Raw genomic sequence first — 14,331 nt, 5'->3', positions numbered from 1 at the left:
CCCGCGCAGGTGACACCCACGGACCCGCCGTGGCCACCGCCCGGCGCCGCCGCAGCGCCGGGCCTTCGCTGTGCCCTCGTGCCGCTCAGCCCACGCTGACCACCACGGTCTTGGCCGCCTTGTCGTGCAGCCCCTGCTTGTAGGGCTTGTCGAAGAAGCTCCAGCCGCCGCAGATCGCCGTCCAGATGCAGGCGCAGCAGAACGCGAACGGGATCCACAGCACCGCCGAGCGCACGAGCGCCGTCTGCAGCGTCGGGTTGGCCCCGTCGTTGAGGTTCGCCACCCGCATGCCGAGCCACTTCTTGCCGAGCGTCTGGCCCGTCTTCGAGATCAGATAGCTGTCGTACGCCATGTACAGCACGGCGGCGAGCAGCGACTGGCCGAACGACCTGCCGGCGTCCACCTTGTCCGGGTCCAAGTCGTACTCGTTCGTCCCGAAAAGAAGGGACAGCAGGACGGCCACCGCGCCGACGAGGATCATGTCGATGATGCGGGCCAGGACGCGTTTGCCGCTGTCGGCGAGCGGGGGCATGCCCGCGAGGGGGTCCTGCCCGCCGAAGCCGCCGCCGTAGGGGTCGCCTCCGTAAGGGGGCGGTGGCGTGCCGCCGGGGCCGCCGCCACCGAAGGGGGTGCCGCCGCCTGAGTACGGGTCGCCGCCGCCCGCGCCCGGCGGGGGCGGGTCGTAGGGGGAGCCTCCGCCGGGGGGCGGGGTGCCGTCGGACGGCGGGGGCGGCTGCTTCTTGAAGGGGTCGTTGTCGTCGGGGTCCGGAGCGTTGGGGTATTGCGGCGGTTCGGTGCTCATGGGGTGAGTGCACCTCGAAGTGGAGTGCGCCGCATGCGACGGGCGGCTGTCCGGGTTACGGCTCCCTTGTGGGGGCCTCTACCGAACCTAGGACCGCGTCCGGCCGGGGGCCAGTGACACCGCCACGGCCCTGGGGCCGGGTCAGCCCGCCACGAACGTCCCGGCCGCCTTGTCGTGCCAGCACTGGCGCCAGGGGCGGTCGAACAGGCACCACAGCACCCCGACGACCCCGACCACGAGGACGCCCGGCACGCTGTACACCAGCCAGCGCCGCAGCGCCGCCCCGAACGACGGCGCCCCGTGCTCCTCGATGTCCCTGACCTCGACGCCGCACACCTTCTTGCCGAGGGTGCGGCCCCACTTGGCCGTGGGCAGCGCCTCGTAGAGCACCCCGAAGAGAAGCAGCACGCCGAGCACCACGCCGAGGTACCCGGCCGTCGTCCCGTCGAGCAGCCACACCGTGACCTTCTCGCCCGACAGCTTCGCCGCGTCGATCTTGCTGTCGATGTGGTCCGCGGCCCGCGTGCCGAGCGGCAGCGCCGCCCCCGCGGTCACGGCGGCGAGCACCACGGTGTCGATGAGCCGCGCGGCGAGCCGCCTGCCGAGTCCGGCGGGCCGCGCCTCCGCCTGCGCCTGCACCACCGCTGCGAACGGGTCCGCGGCCACCGGCTTCCACGGCAGGACGGGCCCCTCGTCCCCCGGCCCCGGCTGCCCCTGCCCGGGCGACTGCGCGAGCTGGTGCACCTGCTGGGCCCAGGAGGCCGAACCGCCGCCGGGTCCGGACGTCACCGGCGAGGCGACCCCGCCCTGGGCACCGGCCTGCGGGGGCGCGCTCTGCTGCGGGGCTCCGGCCTGCGGGACCCCGGCCTGCGGGGCCCGCTCCTGCTGCTGCGGGACCGCGGTCTGCTGCGGGACTGAGATCTGCTGCGGGACCGCGGTCTGCTGCGGCACCACCGGGGCCTGCGCGGCGCCGGAAGCGGGCTCCGGCTGCCCCGACTTGGGGCGCAGGGCCCGAATCGCCATGGTCCCCTCGGTCCCGCCGTCGGCGTCCGGCGTCCCGGCCCCCGCCGGCTTCACCGGGCCCGTGGGCCGCCGGAAGGTCACCGTTCCCTCGGTGGTGGCGGGCTTCGGCACGGCGGGCTTGACGGCCCGGAAGGTCATCGTGCCGGGACCGTCCGCTTCCGCGTCCTCGGATCGGCCGACGGCCGCCGGAGCCTGCTCCCGCTGCCCCGGCTCCTGCCGCGCCCCGGACTGCTGTTGCGCGGGCACGCGCCGCGCGCTGCCCTCGGACGCGCTCCCTCCGGCCGCCCCCGCCGGGGCCGCCGCGCCGGGCGCCGCCCCCTCGCTGCGCACACGCGGGTCCCGCGGGTCCGGCTGGCCGTGCGCACCGGGCGTACCGGACGCCCCGGCAGCACCCGCCGCACCCGCCGCACCCCACGAAACCCGCTGGTCCTGCTCGCCGCCGAGCCCCGTCTGCCGGGCCGCGTCCGCCTGCCAGGCCGAAGCGGGCTCGGGCTTGACCCCGTGCTGCCCGTCCCCGCCACCGGCACCCGAACCCGCCCCGGAGCCGGAGCCGGAGCCATGACCGGATCCAGCACCAGCACCAGCACGCGCACCAGCACCAGCACCAGCACCAGCACCAGCACCACCGTCGACGTCAGACCCCGCGCTCAGACCGAGGCCGGAGCCGAGGCCGATGTTCGTGTCCGTGTCAGGGCCGGTCTGCGTCACCCCTCCCGGCTCCTCGTCGAAGAACACCGGCCCGGTCTCCTCCGCGGGCGTGGCCGCGGGCGCCGGAGCGGGGGGCGCGGTGGCCGAGCGGGGCGGCGCGGGCAGGGGTTCGCCGTCGGACGGTGCGGGACGGCTCGTACCGGGCACCCAGGCCGCCCCGTTCCAGTACCGGACATATCCCGGAATGGACGGATCGGGGTAGTAGCCTTCGCGGGGCCTGTCGTCGCCGGGGGCCGGAGTTGGGGCGCTCATGTCCGTCGTCCCGTATCTGCTCGGGGGTCTTGTGAGGCTCCACATCTATCAGACCCGCGCACCGCGTCGGGCGGCTCCCGCCGCACCGCCCCCTTCCGTGCACGGTTCCTCCCCGCCGTCCGAACACGCCCGCACGCCCCGTGTCGTACCCGGCGAAAAAAAATCTTCCCGAAGTCGCGTAATGCCTGGCCGCCCGCACGCTCTCACTCTCTGCGGGCCCGAAACGGGTCCGGTGCGCGGACCCTCACCGCAGGGCCGCGCACGCCGCGAGAGAAAGGAAGCGCACGAGCTATGCACACCGTGGTGGAACGCGAGCTGGAGCTCAAACTCGTCCTCTCGCCGGAACGGGCGATCCCCGTCCCGGCCCGGCTCACCTACCGCACCGACGATCCGTACGCCGTCCACATCGCCTTTCACATCGGCTCCGAGAACCCGGTGAACTGGACGTTCGCCCGGGAGCTCCTGGTGGAGGGGGTGTTCAGGCCGTGCGGCCACGGCGACGTGCGGGTGTGGCCGACGAAGGTCGAGGGGCGCTCCGTGGTCCTGATGGCGCTCAGCTCGCCCGACGGCGACGCGCTCCTTGAGGCACCGGCGCCCGCCGTGTCCGCCTGGCTGGAGCGCACCCTGCGGGTGGTCCCTCCGGGCTCTGAGGCCGAGCGGCTCGGCATCGACGACGGCCTGGCCGAGCTGCTCGCCCCCACCCCTGGCCGCGCGGACGAGCTGTGGCTGCGCGACCCGTGGCCGAGCGACGAGTCGAAGGACGGTGAGTGAGCGCTAACCACACGGGGGGTCAGAAGAGCTTGCCCGGGTTGAGGAGGTGGTGCGGGTCGAACGCCGTCTTGACGGCGCGCTGCATCTCCACGCCCACCGGTCCCAGCTCACGCGCCAGCCACTCCTTCTTCAGGACGCCGACGCCGTGTTCACCGGTGATGGTGCCGCCGAGTTCGAGGCCGAGGGCCATGATCTCGTCGAAGGACTCGCGGGCGCGCCGTGACTCATCGGGGTCTGCCGCGTCGAAGCAGACGGTGGGGTGGGTGTTGCCGTCGCCCGCGTGCGCGCAGACCCCGATGGTCAGTCCGTACTTGTCGGCGATCCGCTCGACGCCGTCGAGCATGTCGCCGAGCCGGGAGCGCGGTACGCACACGTCGTCGATCATCGTCGTGCCCTTCACCGCTTCGAGTGCGGTGAGGGAGAGACGGCGTGCCTGGAGGAGGAGTTCGGACTCGGCAGCGTCCTCGGCCGGGACGACCTGGGTCGCTCCCGCCGCCTCGCACAGGGCGCCGACGGCGGCGAGGTCGGCGGCGGGGTCCGGGGTGTCGAAGGCGGCGAGGAGCAGGGCCTCGGTGGTCTCCGGCAGGCCCATGTTGCCGAGGGCGTTGACGGCGCGGATCGTCGTGCGGTCCATCAGCTCCAGGAGCGACGGCACATGGCCGCCCTCCATGATCTTGCAGACGGCCGCGCAGGCGTCGGCGGCGGAGCCGAACTCGGCGGCGAGGACGAGCTGCCGGGGCGGCTGCGGCTTGAGGGCGAGGACGGCGCGGACGACGATGCCGAGGCTGCCCTCGGAGCCGACGAACAGGCGCGTCAGGTCGTATCCGGCGACGCCCTTGGCGGTACGCCGTCCGGTGCTGAGCAGGCGCCCGTCGGCGAGGACGACGTCGAGGCCGAGGACGTACTCCGCCGTCACGCCGTACTTCACGCAGCACAGTCCGCCGGAGGCCGTGCCGATGTTGCCGCCGATGGTGCACATCTCCCAACTGGAGGGATCCGGCGGGTAGAAGAGGCCGTGCTCGGCCACCGCGCGGGAGAGCGTGGCGTTGATGACGCCGGGCTCGACGACGGCGATCCGGTCGACGGGGCTGATCTCGATGATCCGGTCCATCTTGACGAGCGAGAGGACGACGCAGCCCTCGCTCGCGTTCGCCGCGCCGGACAGGCCGGTGCGGGCGCCCTGCGGGACGACGGGGACCTTCAGCTCGGTGGCGGTCCGCATCACGTGCTGGACCTCTTCGACGGTGCGTGGCAGAACCACGACGGCGGGCGTTCCCGCCTCGCAGAAGCTCGCCATGTCGTTGGCGTACGAGGCCGTGACGTCCGGGTCGGTGAGGAGCGCGTCGGCGGGGAGGCCCGCGCGGAGTCGGTCCAGGAGGTCGGCGGGTGCGGCGGGGGTGCCCGGCGTGCTGTGCGTGCCACTGCTCATGATCACAGCCTCGCACTCGGGGCCATCGGTGTGAACCCGTGTGCGACGCCGTTCGCGTGCCGGGATGTGCTCTTCGTATTGACGCACAGTGAGCGCCATGGATGCCGAGGAGACCCCGCAGACCTCACCCCAGGACCCGCCCCGGGCCGCACCCGCCGCCGCGACGGCGCCGTCGGTGCAGAGCTCGGACGGCGTCCGGATCCCGCGGCACGCGCGCACGTCGCTGATGACGTCGGCAGGCGCGCGCGGCCCGCTCGACGGCGGCGGCGCAGGCCGACGCCGCTCCCCCGCCCGGCGCCGCGCCCTCGTCGCCGCCGTCGCGGGCTGTGCCGTGCTCGGCGGGGTCCTCGTCCTCCTGCCCGACCGGGGCGGGGACTCCGCGCCGCCCGCGCTGGGGCCCGCCGGGCGGGCGGCGGCGGCCGTGGGAGCCGGGGCGCCGGCCGCGATGCCCGACCTCGCGGTGCTCATCGGTGAGCGGGAGGCGCAGGTGCGGGCGCATCCCGGCGACGACGAGTCGTGGGCGGTGCTCGGTTCCGCGTACGTCGAACGGGGCCTCAGGACCGCCGACTCCGCGTACTACCCGAAGGCCGAGCGGGCCCTGCGCACCTCCCTGCGCACCCGGCCCGAGCGGAACGTGGCCGCGCTCACCGGCCTCGCGGCGCTCGGCAACGCCCGGCACGACTACCGGGGCGCGAAGAAGTGGGGCGAACAGGCGGTCAAGGTCGCGCCCCGAAGGTGGGCGGCGCACGCGGCGCTCCTCGACGCCTACCGGGGGCTCGGCGACGACAAGGGCGTCGAGCGGGCCCTGGCGAAGGTGCGCAAGCTGAGCCCGGCCACGGCCGCCGCCCGGGTCCGGTCCGGGGCGGTCTACCGGGACCGGGGCTGGCGTGAGGACGCGGCCGCGGCGCTCTCGGACGCGGCGGCGCTCGCCCGCACGCCCGCCGAGCGGGCGGCCTGCCTGTACCGGGTCGGGGAGCTCGCCTGGGAGCGGGGTGAGCCCGGCGACGCGCTGCGCCATTACGACGCGGCGCTCGCGGCCGACCCCGACCATCACCCCTCGCTCGCGGCGAAGGGGCGCGCGCTGGCGGCGGTCGGCCGGACGTCGGACGCCCTGCACGCGTACCGGGCCGCGCTCGCCCGGCGGCCCGCCCCCGAATACGCCCTGGAACTCGGCGAGTTGTACGAGTCCCTGAAGCTGCGGCCCGCCGCTTCCGCGCAGTACGACCTGCTGCGGGCGCGGGTGCGGCAAGGGGGGCTCGGCGGGGTGAACGACGAGCGGGTGCTCGGGGTGTTCGAGGCGGAGCACGGGGATGTGGGGGCGGCGGTGCGGCGGCTGACCGCGGAGTTCAAGCGGCACGCTTCGCCGGAGAACGCGGACGCGTTGGGGTGGGCGTTGCATCTCTCCGGCAAGTCCAAGGCGGGCCTGAAACACGTCGAGTCCGCCGTGAAGAAGGGGCCGCGGAGCGCGTTGTTCGCCTACCACCGCGGGGCGATCGAGCGGGAGCTCGGCCGCTATGGCGCGGCCCGCCGCCACCTCGCGGAGGCCCTCCGCATCAACCCCCACTTCTCGCCCCTGGCGGTCCCGGCGGCCCACGCGGCCCTGAAGTCCCTGGGGGATCCCCCGGAGGGAGGCCCGGCCCAGGTGTACGCGCCGCGTGGGGCGCCCGTCCCCAAGCTGCCCCGCCCGGCCAGGCCTGCGAGGCAGTCCGACTGAACCCTCACGTCAAGGGCACCGCCGACCGGGGCTGTGCCCACCCGTTCCGCCCTCTGGGCGGCCCAGCTGCCCACAGGGTTGGGGCAACCGCCGGGCCGCAGACGCCGAAGCACCTGCCGTGGCACAGGCGGCCAGAAACCTGAGGCCGGCTGGAAACGGGCCGGGCGGGTGGGAGATATCCGCCGCGGTAGCGGCGGGACAGGAGGCACCCCCACCCCGCCGCAGACAGAAGCGAACCCCGTCCTAGAGGTTGCCCCGCTTCTCCTGCTCCCGCTCGATCGCCTCGAACAGCGCCTTGAAGTTCCCCTTGCCGAACCCCATCGACCCGTGCCGCTCGATCATCTCGAAGAAGACGGTGGGCCGGTCCTGGACCGGCTTGGTGAAGATCTGCAGCAGGTACCCGTCCTCGTCCCGGTCGACGAGGATCTTCTGCTCGCGCAGGATCTCCACGGGCACCCGGGTCTCACCGGCCCACTCGCCGAGGGTGTCGTAGTAGCTGCCCGGCACGTCGAGGAACTCGACACCCGCGGCCCGCATGGCCTTCACGGTGGCCACGATGTCGTTGGTGGCGAGCGCCATGTGCTGGACGCCGGGGCCGCCGTAGAACTCGAGGTACTCGTCGATCTGCGACTTCTTCTTCGCGATCGCGGGCTCGTTGATCGGGAACTTGACCTTCTTGGTGCCGTCCGCGACGACCTTCGACATCAGGGCGCTGTACTCGGTGGCGATGTCGTCGCCCACGAACTCCTTCATGTTCGTGAAGCCCATGACCTTGTTGTAGAAGGCGCACCACTCGTTCATCTTGCCGAGTTCGACGTTGCCGACGCAGTGGTCGATGGCCTGGAAGGTCCGCTTGGCGGGGGGCTCCACGATCGGCTGCGCGGGGACGAAGCCGGGCAGGTAGGGGCCGTCGTAGCCGCTGCGCTCGACGAGGGTGTGGCGGGTCTGGCCGTACGTGGCGATGGCGGCGCGCACGACGGTGCCGTGCTCGTCCTTCGTCTCGTAGGGCTCTTCGAGGCCGGTGGCGCCGTGCTCGACGGCGTAGGCGTACGCGGCGCGCGCGTCCGGGACCTCGATGGCGAGGTCGACGACACCGTCACCGTGCTCCGCGACGTGGCCCTCGAGGAAGCGGCCCCAGTCGGTGGAGGCCTTGATGACGGAGGTGAGGACGAAGCGTGCGGCACCGCTCTCCAGCACGTAGCTCGCGGTCTCGCGGCTGCCGTTCTCCGGTCCGGAGTAGGCCACGAGCTTCATGCCGAACGCCGTGGAGTAGTAGTGCGCGGCCTGCTTGGCGTTGCCCACGGCGAAGACGACCGCGTCCATTCCCTTCACCGGGAAGGGGTCGGCCTCGCGCGCGGTTTCGGGGGTGGTGTGTGTGGTCTGAGTCATAGGCCGAGACTCCCGCCGAACCACAAGATGCGCAATAGTTCGCGTATTCACTGGGCAATCTGCCCAGCATTCCACGCGAACCAGCGGGCGTTCTGTACAGGATGCTCATCAGGGAGGCGGCATGGCGATCGATCATTTGGACGGCAGGCTCATCGTGCTGCTCGCGCGGGAGCCGCGCATCGGGGTCCTGGAGGCGTCCCGGCGCCTGGGCGTCGCGCGGGGCACGGTGCAGGCGCGGATGGACCGGCTTCAGTCGAACGGAGTCATCCGGGGATTCGGCCCGGACGTCGATCCGGCGGCGCTCGGCTACCCGGTGACGGCGTTCGCGACGCTGGAGATCAAACAGGGCCAGGGCGCGGACGTACGGGCCCATTTGGCGACCGTGGCCGAGGTCCTGGAACTGCACACCATCACCGGTCACGGCGACATGCTCTGCCGTCTGGTGGCCCGCTCGAACGCCGATCTCCAACGTGTGATCGACCGGGTGGTGGGTTTTGATGGCATCGTCCGGGCCTCCACGGCGATCGTCATGGAGAACCCGGTCCCGCTGCGGATCATCCCCCTGGTGGAACAGGCGTCCGACGACACCGGACCTGGGTAGAGACGACGGGTACGGCACGCGGGCGCCGGGAGCCTCCCGGCGCCGTCCGAGCGCTCTCGGCGAGGTGAACGGCACAGATGAACTTCTGGGACTACCTCGGCAACCGACACCAGCAGTTGCTGATGGACGCGTACCAGCACGCCAGCGCCGTCTTCCAGTGCATGGTCGTGGCCACGGCCATCGGCGTACTGATCGGCGTCCTGACGTACCGCAGCGAGTGGGCGGGGAATCTCGCCACCACTCTGACGTCCACGATCCTCACCATCCCCTCGCTCGCCATGATCGGTCTGCTCATCCCGATCGTGGGCCTGGGGGTGGCGCCGACGGTGACGGCCCTGATCCTGTACGGCCTGCTTCCGATCGTGCGCAACTCCATCGTGGGCCTGCGCGGGGTCGACCCGACGCTGGTGGACGCGGCGAAGGGCATCGGGATGTCGCGGCTGCACCGGCTGGTGCGGATCGAGCTGCCGCTGGCGTGGCCGCCGATCCTGACCGGCATCCGGGTCTCCACGCAGATGCTGATGGGCATCGCCGCGATCGCCGCGTACGCGTCGGGACCCGGCCTCGGCAACGAGATCTTCCGCGGCATCGCCTCGCTGGGCAGCAAGAACGCGCTCAACCAAGTGCTCGCGGGCACGCTGGGGATCATCGTCCTCGCGCTGCTCTTCGACGCCGTGTACGTCCTGATCGGCCGGCTGACGATTCCGAGGGGTATCCGTGTCTGAGACGTCCGAGACGACCACCGCCACCGCCCCGCCCGAGGAAGCGGCGCCCGCGGCGACCACCGGCGCGACGATCGAGCTCGAGAATCTCACCAAGCGCTATCCGGGCAGCGGCGAACCGGCCGTGGACAGCGTGAACATGGAGATCAAGGCGGGTGAGATCGTCATCTTCGTGGGCCCTTCGGGCTGCGGGAAGTCCACCACGCTGAAGATGATCAACCGCCTGATCGAGCCGACCAGCGGCCGCATCCGCATCAATGGCGAGGACGTCACCGACATCGACCCGGTGAAGCTGCGCCGCAAGGTCGGCTACGCCATCCAGTCCTCCGGGCTCTTCCCGCACATGACGGTCGCTCAGAACATCGCCCTCGTACCGAAGATGGTCGGCTGGGGGAAGTCGAGGATCAAGGCGCGGGTCGAGGAGATGCTGGACCTGGTGGGCCTGGACCCGGCGGAGTTCCACGGCCGCTATCCGCGCCAGCTCTCCGGCGGCCAGCAGCAACGCGTCGGCGTGGCACGGGCGTTGGCGGCCGACCCGCCCGTGCTCCTGATGGACGAGCCGTTCGGCGCGGTCGACCCCATCACCCGCGACCACCTCCAGGACGAGCTGATCCGCCTCCAGCACGAGCTGCACAAGACGATCGTCTTCGTCACGCACGACTTCGACGAGGCCATCAAGCTGGGCGACCGCATCGCCGTCCTGCGCGAGCGCTCGCACATCGCACAGTTCGACACCCCCGAGGCGATCCTCACCAACCCGGCCGACGACTTCGTGTCGGGCTTCGTGGGCGCGGGCGCGGCCCTGAAGCGGCTGAACCTCACCCGCGTACGCGATGTGGAGATGGCGGACGTACCGACGGTGACCGTCGACGACCCGCTCCAGACGATCTTCGACAAGCTGCGTGCGAGCGGCACCAACGAACTGCTCCTGCTCGACAAGCGCGGCCGCCCCTACAAGTGGCTGCGCCGCGGCGACCTGATGCGCGCCAAGGGCTCCCTGGCCCGCGCGGGCACCCTCGTGCACGACACGGTGACCCGGGACGCGACGCTGCGCGACGCCCTGGAAGCCGTCCTCACCGACAACGCGGGCCGGGTCGCCGTGACCGGGCGGCGCGGCGAGTACACGGGCGTCGTCGACATGGAGACCCTGATGAACTCCGTGCACGAGATGCTGGAGGCCGACCGCCTCGAAGCGATGGAGCACCAGCACGAACTGGAGGAGCAGCGCGCCGAGTTGACGCACGCGGCGCAGGAGGGCACCGCCGGGGAGGCGAAGGCGTGAGCGCGCCGCCCGGGGGCGAGCCCCGGATCCCCGAACGCAAGGCGGCGGCCAAGGCACCCGCGCGCCCGCGGGGCGAGCACGAGGTCAAGGGCCTGGCGTTCCGCGACGAGGGCGAGGCCGAGCAGGAGGCGCCCACGCCCGCCGCCGCGAAGCCGCCGCGCCGGATCACCTGGCAGAAACTGACGGTCCTGCCCGCGCTCCTGGCGGCCGTGCTGCTCGCCACCTGGCTCTGGTTCGAGCAGGCGGACCTGGACTCGATCTCCGAGAACGCGCTGTCCAACGGGCAGGTCGGCAAGGCGCTGCGCCAGCACGTAGAGCTGACGGCGATCTCCACGTTCTTCGTGCTGATCATCGCGATCCCGCTGGGGATCCTGCTGACCCGGCGCGCCTTCCGCAAGGGCGCCCCGGTGGCGATGGCGCTGGCCAACATGGGCCAGGCGACCCCGGCGATCGGCCTGCTCGCGCTGCTTGTCATCTGGATGGGCATCGGCGAGAAGGCGGCCCTGACGGGCATCATCATCTACGCCGTCCTGCCGGTCCTCTCCAACACGATCGCGGGCCTGCGCGCCAACGACCCCACCCTCCTGGAGGCGGCGCGCGGCATCGGCATGTCCCCGCTCGGCGTGCTCGCGCGGGTGGAACTCCCGCTGGCGGTACCGCTGATCCTCGCGGGGGTGCGCACGGCCCTGGTCCTGAACGTGGGCACGGCGACGCTCGCGACCTTCGGCGGCGGGGGCGGGCTCGGCGTCCTGATCACGACGGGCATCACCAATCAGCGCATGCCGGTCCTGATGCTCGGCTCGATCCTGACGGTGGTCCTCGCCCTGCTGGTGGACTGGCTGGCCTCTCTGGCCGAGCTGGTGCTCAGCCCGCGCGGCCTGGAGGTGCGGTCATGAGGCGTACGACGCGACGGCGGACGCAGCGGCGCAGGACCAGTGCGCGCACGAAGGCGCTCGTGGCCGTGGGCGGGGTGCTGCTCGTGGCCGCCGGGTGCGGTCTCACCAGCGGTTCGCCGATGGTGGACGACGTGAAGCCGGGGATCGTCGGCAAGGGCAAGCCGCTGGAGGGCGCGAACCTCACGGTCACCTCCAAGGAGTTCACGGAGCAGCTGATCCTCGGCGCCATCATGGGCATCGCCTTCCAGGCGGCCGGGGCGGACGTCCTGGACCGGACCGGCATCCAGGGTTCCATCGGGGCGCGCGAGGCGGTCAAGGGCGGGGACGCGGACGCCATGTACGAGTACACGGGCACCGCGTGGATCACCTATCTGGGCAACTCCGACCCCATCCCGGACCCGCAGCAGCAGTGGGACGCCGTGCGCAAGGCGGACGCGAAGAACGGCGTGACGTGGCTGCCGCCCGCGGCCCTGAACAACACCTACGCCCTGGCCCTGAACGAGTCCAACCTGAAGAAGTACGGCACGAAGACCCTCTCCGACGTCGCCGCCCTGTCCAAGTCCGACCCGAAGGCGGTCACGCTGTGCGTGGAGGGCGAGTTCGCCAACCGCGCCGACGGCCTGCCCGGCATGCAGAAGAAGTACGGCATGAGCCTGCCGGCCGGGAACATCACGCAGATGGACACCGGGATCATCTACACGCAGGCGGAGAAGGGCAGTTGCACCTACGGCGAGGTGTTCACCACCGACGGCCGCATCAAGGCGATGAACCTGACGCCGATGGCCGACGACAAGCGCTTCTTCCCCAACTACAACGCCGCCCCCGAGATCAACAGCAAGACCCTGAAGAAGTACCCGGGCATCGCCGACGTGCTGGCCCCCGTGACGAAGAAGCTCGACAACACGGTCGCGCAGGAGCTGAACGCGAAGGTGGACGTGGACGGGCAGGACCCGCACGAGGTGGCGAAGGACTGGATGGTGGAGGAGGGGTTCGTCAAGGAGTAGCCGCCGACGGCGCGGGGCGGCGACGCCCGGAGCCATGGCCCGCACGGCCCCCGACCACTTACAAAGACTCCACTGCAAAGACTCCGTTGCAAAGAAAGCGTTGCAACGGAGTCTTTGCACGCGTAGGCTGCGGAGCATGACGGAGAAGCCGACCGAGAAGTCACAGCCGCCCGAGCAGGCGGCCCCGGCCCGCAAGGTCCGCCATCTCGACCCGCGCTCCCTGCGCGGCATCGCCCACCCCCTGCGCATGCGGATCCTCGGCTCGCTGCGCCTGGACGGCCCCGCGACGGCCTCCCAACTGGCCGAGCGCCTGGACGAGTCGAGCGGCGCGACGAGCTACCACCTGCGCCAGCTCGCGGAGTACGGCTTCGCCGAGGACGACCCGGAGCGCGGCAAGGGCCGGGAGCGGTGGTGGCGCGCCGTCGCCCAGGGCACATACGTCGACAACGACCTCGCGTTGAACGCCGACCCCGAAGTGCGCGGCGCCTACTCCACGTTCATGCACGAGCACGCGGGGAACCACGCCGCGGAGGTCGCGACCTGGATCGCCACCTCGCAGGACTGGTCACCGGAGTGGGTCGAGGCCTCGGACATCAGCGACTTCACCCTGAACCTGACGCCCGCGCTGGCGGCCGAGCTCAAGGCGAAGATGCACGAACTGATGGAGAGCTACCGCCCGTTGGCGCCGGAGGACGGCGCGCCGAACACCGCCAAGGTCCGCCTGCACACCCACCTGATCCCGACCAGGCCCACGGACTGAGAGGCATCCGCGATGCACCCCGACGTACATCTGATGCTGCACCATGCCCGCGCGGCGGAGCTGCGGCTCTCCGACGCCGCCCCCGACGTCGCCGATGAGGCGCCGCACACCCCGTGGCTGCGGGCCCAACTGGGCTGGACCCTGGTCGAGTTGGGCCTGCGCCTGGTCAGCAGCTCGGGACCTTCCCGCCCTTCTCCAGGGCTCGCAGCGAGTCGACCGTACTCGCCAGCGTAGTGACCGGTACGAGCTGAAGGTCCTTCGGCTTCTCGGCCTCGGCGTCCGAGCACTCCGCCTCGGGCACGAGGAAGACCGTGGCGCCGTCGCGGGCCGCGGCCTGGGTCTTCATGGCGACGCCGCCGACCGGGCCGATCTTGCCCTTCGCGGAGATCGTGCCGGTGCCCGCGATGGTGCGGCCGCCGGTCAGGTCGCCCCCGCTGCCGTCGCCGTCCAGCTTGTCGACGATGCCGAGCGCCAGGAACAGGCCCGCGCTCGGCCCGCCGATCTTGCCGAGGTCGGCCTTGACCTCGACCTTGTCGGTGCCGTCCACGCCGTTCGCCCGCAGATAGCCGAGCGCCGCCTTGGTGGCGCTGTCCTGGGACTCGCGCATGTCGCCGAGGTTGTGCTTCTCGACTTCCTTGACGTCGTCGCCGTCGGGGTAGACGGAGTCCTTCGGCATCACGGCCCGGTCCGTACGGAACCAGCCGTCGATGACGTCACCGAGCCGCACGTCCATCTGCGGCCCGGTCGCCACGATGGTCGTCATCCGCAGCTCGCCCTTGGTCTCCCGGGTGGGCGCTCCGCTGATCGTGAGGACGGGCTTGCCCTCGTACTTCCCGAGCACGTCGGCGGTGCCGCCGGGCTGGGCGACCGCGAAGGGGAGTGGCGCCAGCGCGACGACGGCCACGAGCGTGGCGAGGGGTACCGCCGAGACGGCGATGGCCTTGGGACGGCTCAGGCGAGCGAGGCGAGAGAACACCC

Annotated in this window: 13 protein-coding genes; 8 read left to right on the top strand and 5 right to left on the bottom strand. The window is 72.0% G+C overall.

Going from position 1 to position 14,331, the window contains the following annotated elements; translation table 11 throughout:
* Positions 1–85: 85 nt before the first annotated feature.
* Both OO63_RS06420 and OO63_RS06415 read right to left on the bottom strand, forming a co-directional pair.
* Positions 86–802, bottom strand: a complete 717-nt coding sequence (locus tag OO63_RS06420; RefSeq protein WP_030358353.1) for an RDD family protein — start codon at positions 800–802, stop codon at positions 86–88.
* A gap of 141 nt (positions 803–943) precedes the next feature.
* Positions 944–2,785: an RDD family protein gene (locus OO63_RS06415; protein ID WP_030358354.1), complete on the bottom strand. Its 1,842-nt coding sequence runs from the start codon at positions 2,783–2,785 to the stop codon at positions 944–946.
* Between the two features lie 291 nt (positions 2,786–3,076).
* On the opposite strand from OO63_RS06415, the gene OO63_RS06410 reads away from it, so the two are divergent.
* A complete protein-coding gene (locus OO63_RS06410) occupies positions 3,077–3,556 on the top strand; it encodes an SsgA family sporulation/cell division regulator (RefSeq protein WP_030358355.1) in 480 nt (159 codons plus the stop codon).
* A 19-nt stretch (positions 3,557–3,575) separates the two neighbouring features.
* Here the strand turns inward: OO63_RS06410 and OO63_RS06405 are convergent, their stop codons facing one another.
* The gene (locus OO63_RS06405; protein WP_030358356.1) at positions 3,576–4,985 is read right to left on the bottom strand and encodes an FAD-binding oxidoreductase; all 1,410 of its coding nucleotides are present in this window, start codon (positions 4,983–4,985) and stop codon (positions 3,576–3,578) included.
* A 97-nt stretch (positions 4,986–5,082) separates the two neighbouring features.
* On the opposite strand from OO63_RS06405, the gene OO63_RS06400 reads away from it, so the two are divergent.
* On the top strand, positions 5,083–6,699 hold the full coding sequence (locus tag OO63_RS06400) for a tetratricopeptide repeat protein (protein ID WP_234311150.1): 1,617 nt from the start codon (positions 5,083–5,085) through the stop codon (positions 6,697–6,699).
* A gap of 243 nt (positions 6,700–6,942) precedes the next feature.
* Here OO63_RS06400 and hppD read toward each other — a convergent pair whose 3' ends face one another.
* Complete coding sequence (gene hppD, locus OO63_RS06395) at positions 6,943–8,088, bottom strand: 4-hydroxyphenylpyruvate dioxygenase (protein WP_030358358.1); 1,146 nt, start codon at positions 8,086–8,088, stop codon at positions 6,943–6,945.
* 121 nt (positions 8,089–8,209) lie between these two features.
* Between hppD and OO63_RS06390 the strand changes: the two genes are divergently transcribed.
* From OO63_RS06390 to OO63_RS06365, 6 genes are all read left to right on the top strand, one after another.
* Complete coding sequence (locus OO63_RS06390) at positions 8,210–8,689, top strand: Lrp/AsnC family transcriptional regulator (RefSeq protein WP_030358359.1); 480 nt, start codon at positions 8,210–8,212, stop codon at positions 8,687–8,689.
* A gap of 77 nt (positions 8,690–8,766) precedes the next feature.
* Positions 8,767–9,414, top strand: a complete 648-nt coding sequence (locus tag OO63_RS06385) for an ABC transporter permease (RefSeq protein ID WP_030358360.1) — start codon at positions 8,767–8,769, stop codon at positions 9,412–9,414.
* The gene (locus OO63_RS06380; RefSeq protein WP_051810600.1) at positions 9,407–10,693 is read left to right on the top strand and encodes a betaine/proline/choline family ABC transporter ATP-binding protein; all 1,287 of its coding nucleotides are present in this window, start codon (positions 9,407–9,409) and stop codon (positions 10,691–10,693) included. Before OO63_RS06385 ends, OO63_RS06380 begins: the two co-directional genes overlap by 8 nt.
* Before the next feature lie 92 nt (positions 10,694–10,785).
* On the top strand, positions 10,786–11,589 hold the full coding sequence (locus OO63_RS06375) for an ABC transporter permease (RefSeq protein WP_234311162.1): 804 nt from the start codon (positions 10,786–10,788) through the stop codon (positions 11,587–11,589).
* Entirely contained in the window at positions 11,586–12,593 is a 1,008-nt protein-coding gene (locus tag OO63_RS06370; protein ID WP_051810599.1) for a glycine betaine ABC transporter substrate-binding protein, read from the top strand. The genes OO63_RS06375 and OO63_RS06370 overlap by 4 nt, the downstream gene beginning before the upstream one ends.
* A gap of 136 nt (positions 12,594–12,729) precedes the next feature.
* Entirely contained in the window at positions 12,730–13,353 is a 624-nt protein-coding gene (locus tag OO63_RS06365) for an ArsR/SmtB family transcription factor (RefSeq protein ID WP_033263871.1), read from the top strand.
* Between the two features lie 166 nt (positions 13,354–13,519).
* Here the strand turns inward: OO63_RS06365 and OO63_RS06360 are convergent, their stop codons facing one another.
* Positions 13,520–14,329: a S16 family serine protease gene (locus tag OO63_RS06360; RefSeq protein WP_030358365.1), complete on the bottom strand. Its 810-nt coding sequence runs from the start codon at positions 14,327–14,329 to the stop codon at positions 13,520–13,522.
* Positions 14,330–14,331 lie beyond the last annotated feature (2 nt).

The organism is Streptomyces alboflavus, assembly GCF_000716675.1.
Taxonomy (GTDB): Bacteria; Actinomycetota; Actinomycetes; order Streptomycetales; family Streptomycetaceae; genus Streptomyces; species Streptomyces alboflavus.
This window is presented reverse-complemented; position numbering and strand designations above follow the sequence as displayed.

Bases quoted from the DNA above. Each gene is read 5' to 3' on its own strand.
- OO63_RS06420 (WP_030358353.1), bottom strand. From the start codon at position 802: ATGAGCACCGAACCGCCGCAATACCCCAACGCTCCGGACCCCGACGAC.
- OO63_RS06415 (WP_030358354.1), bottom strand. From the start codon at position 2,785: ATGAGCGCCCCAACTCCGGCCCCCGGCGACGACAGGCCCCGCGAAGGC.
- OO63_RS06410 (WP_030358355.1), top strand. From the start codon at position 3,077: ATGCACACCGTGGTGGAACGCGAGCTGGAGCTCAAACTCGTCCTCTCG.
- OO63_RS06405 (WP_030358356.1), bottom strand. From the start codon at position 4,985: ATGAGCAGTGGCACGCACAGCACGCCGGGCACCCCCGCCGCACCCGCC.
- OO63_RS06400 (WP_234311150.1), top strand. From the start codon at position 5,083: ATGGATGCCGAGGAGACCCCGCAGACCTCACCCCAGGACCCGCCCCGG.
- hppD (WP_030358358.1), bottom strand. From the start codon at position 8,088: ATGACTCAGACCACACACACCACCCCCGAAACCGCGCGCGAGGCCGAC.
- OO63_RS06390 (WP_030358359.1), top strand. From the start codon at position 8,210: ATGGCGATCGATCATTTGGACGGCAGGCTCATCGTGCTGCTCGCGCGG.
- OO63_RS06385 (WP_030358360.1), top strand. From the start codon at position 8,767: ATGAACTTCTGGGACTACCTCGGCAACCGACACCAGCAGTTGCTGATG.
- OO63_RS06370 (WP_051810599.1), top strand. From the start codon at position 11,586: ATGAGGCGTACGACGCGACGGCGGACGCAGCGGCGCAGGACCAGTGCG.
- OO63_RS06365 (WP_033263871.1), top strand. From the start codon at position 12,730: ATGACGGAGAAGCCGACCGAGAAGTCACAGCCGCCCGAGCAGGCGGCC.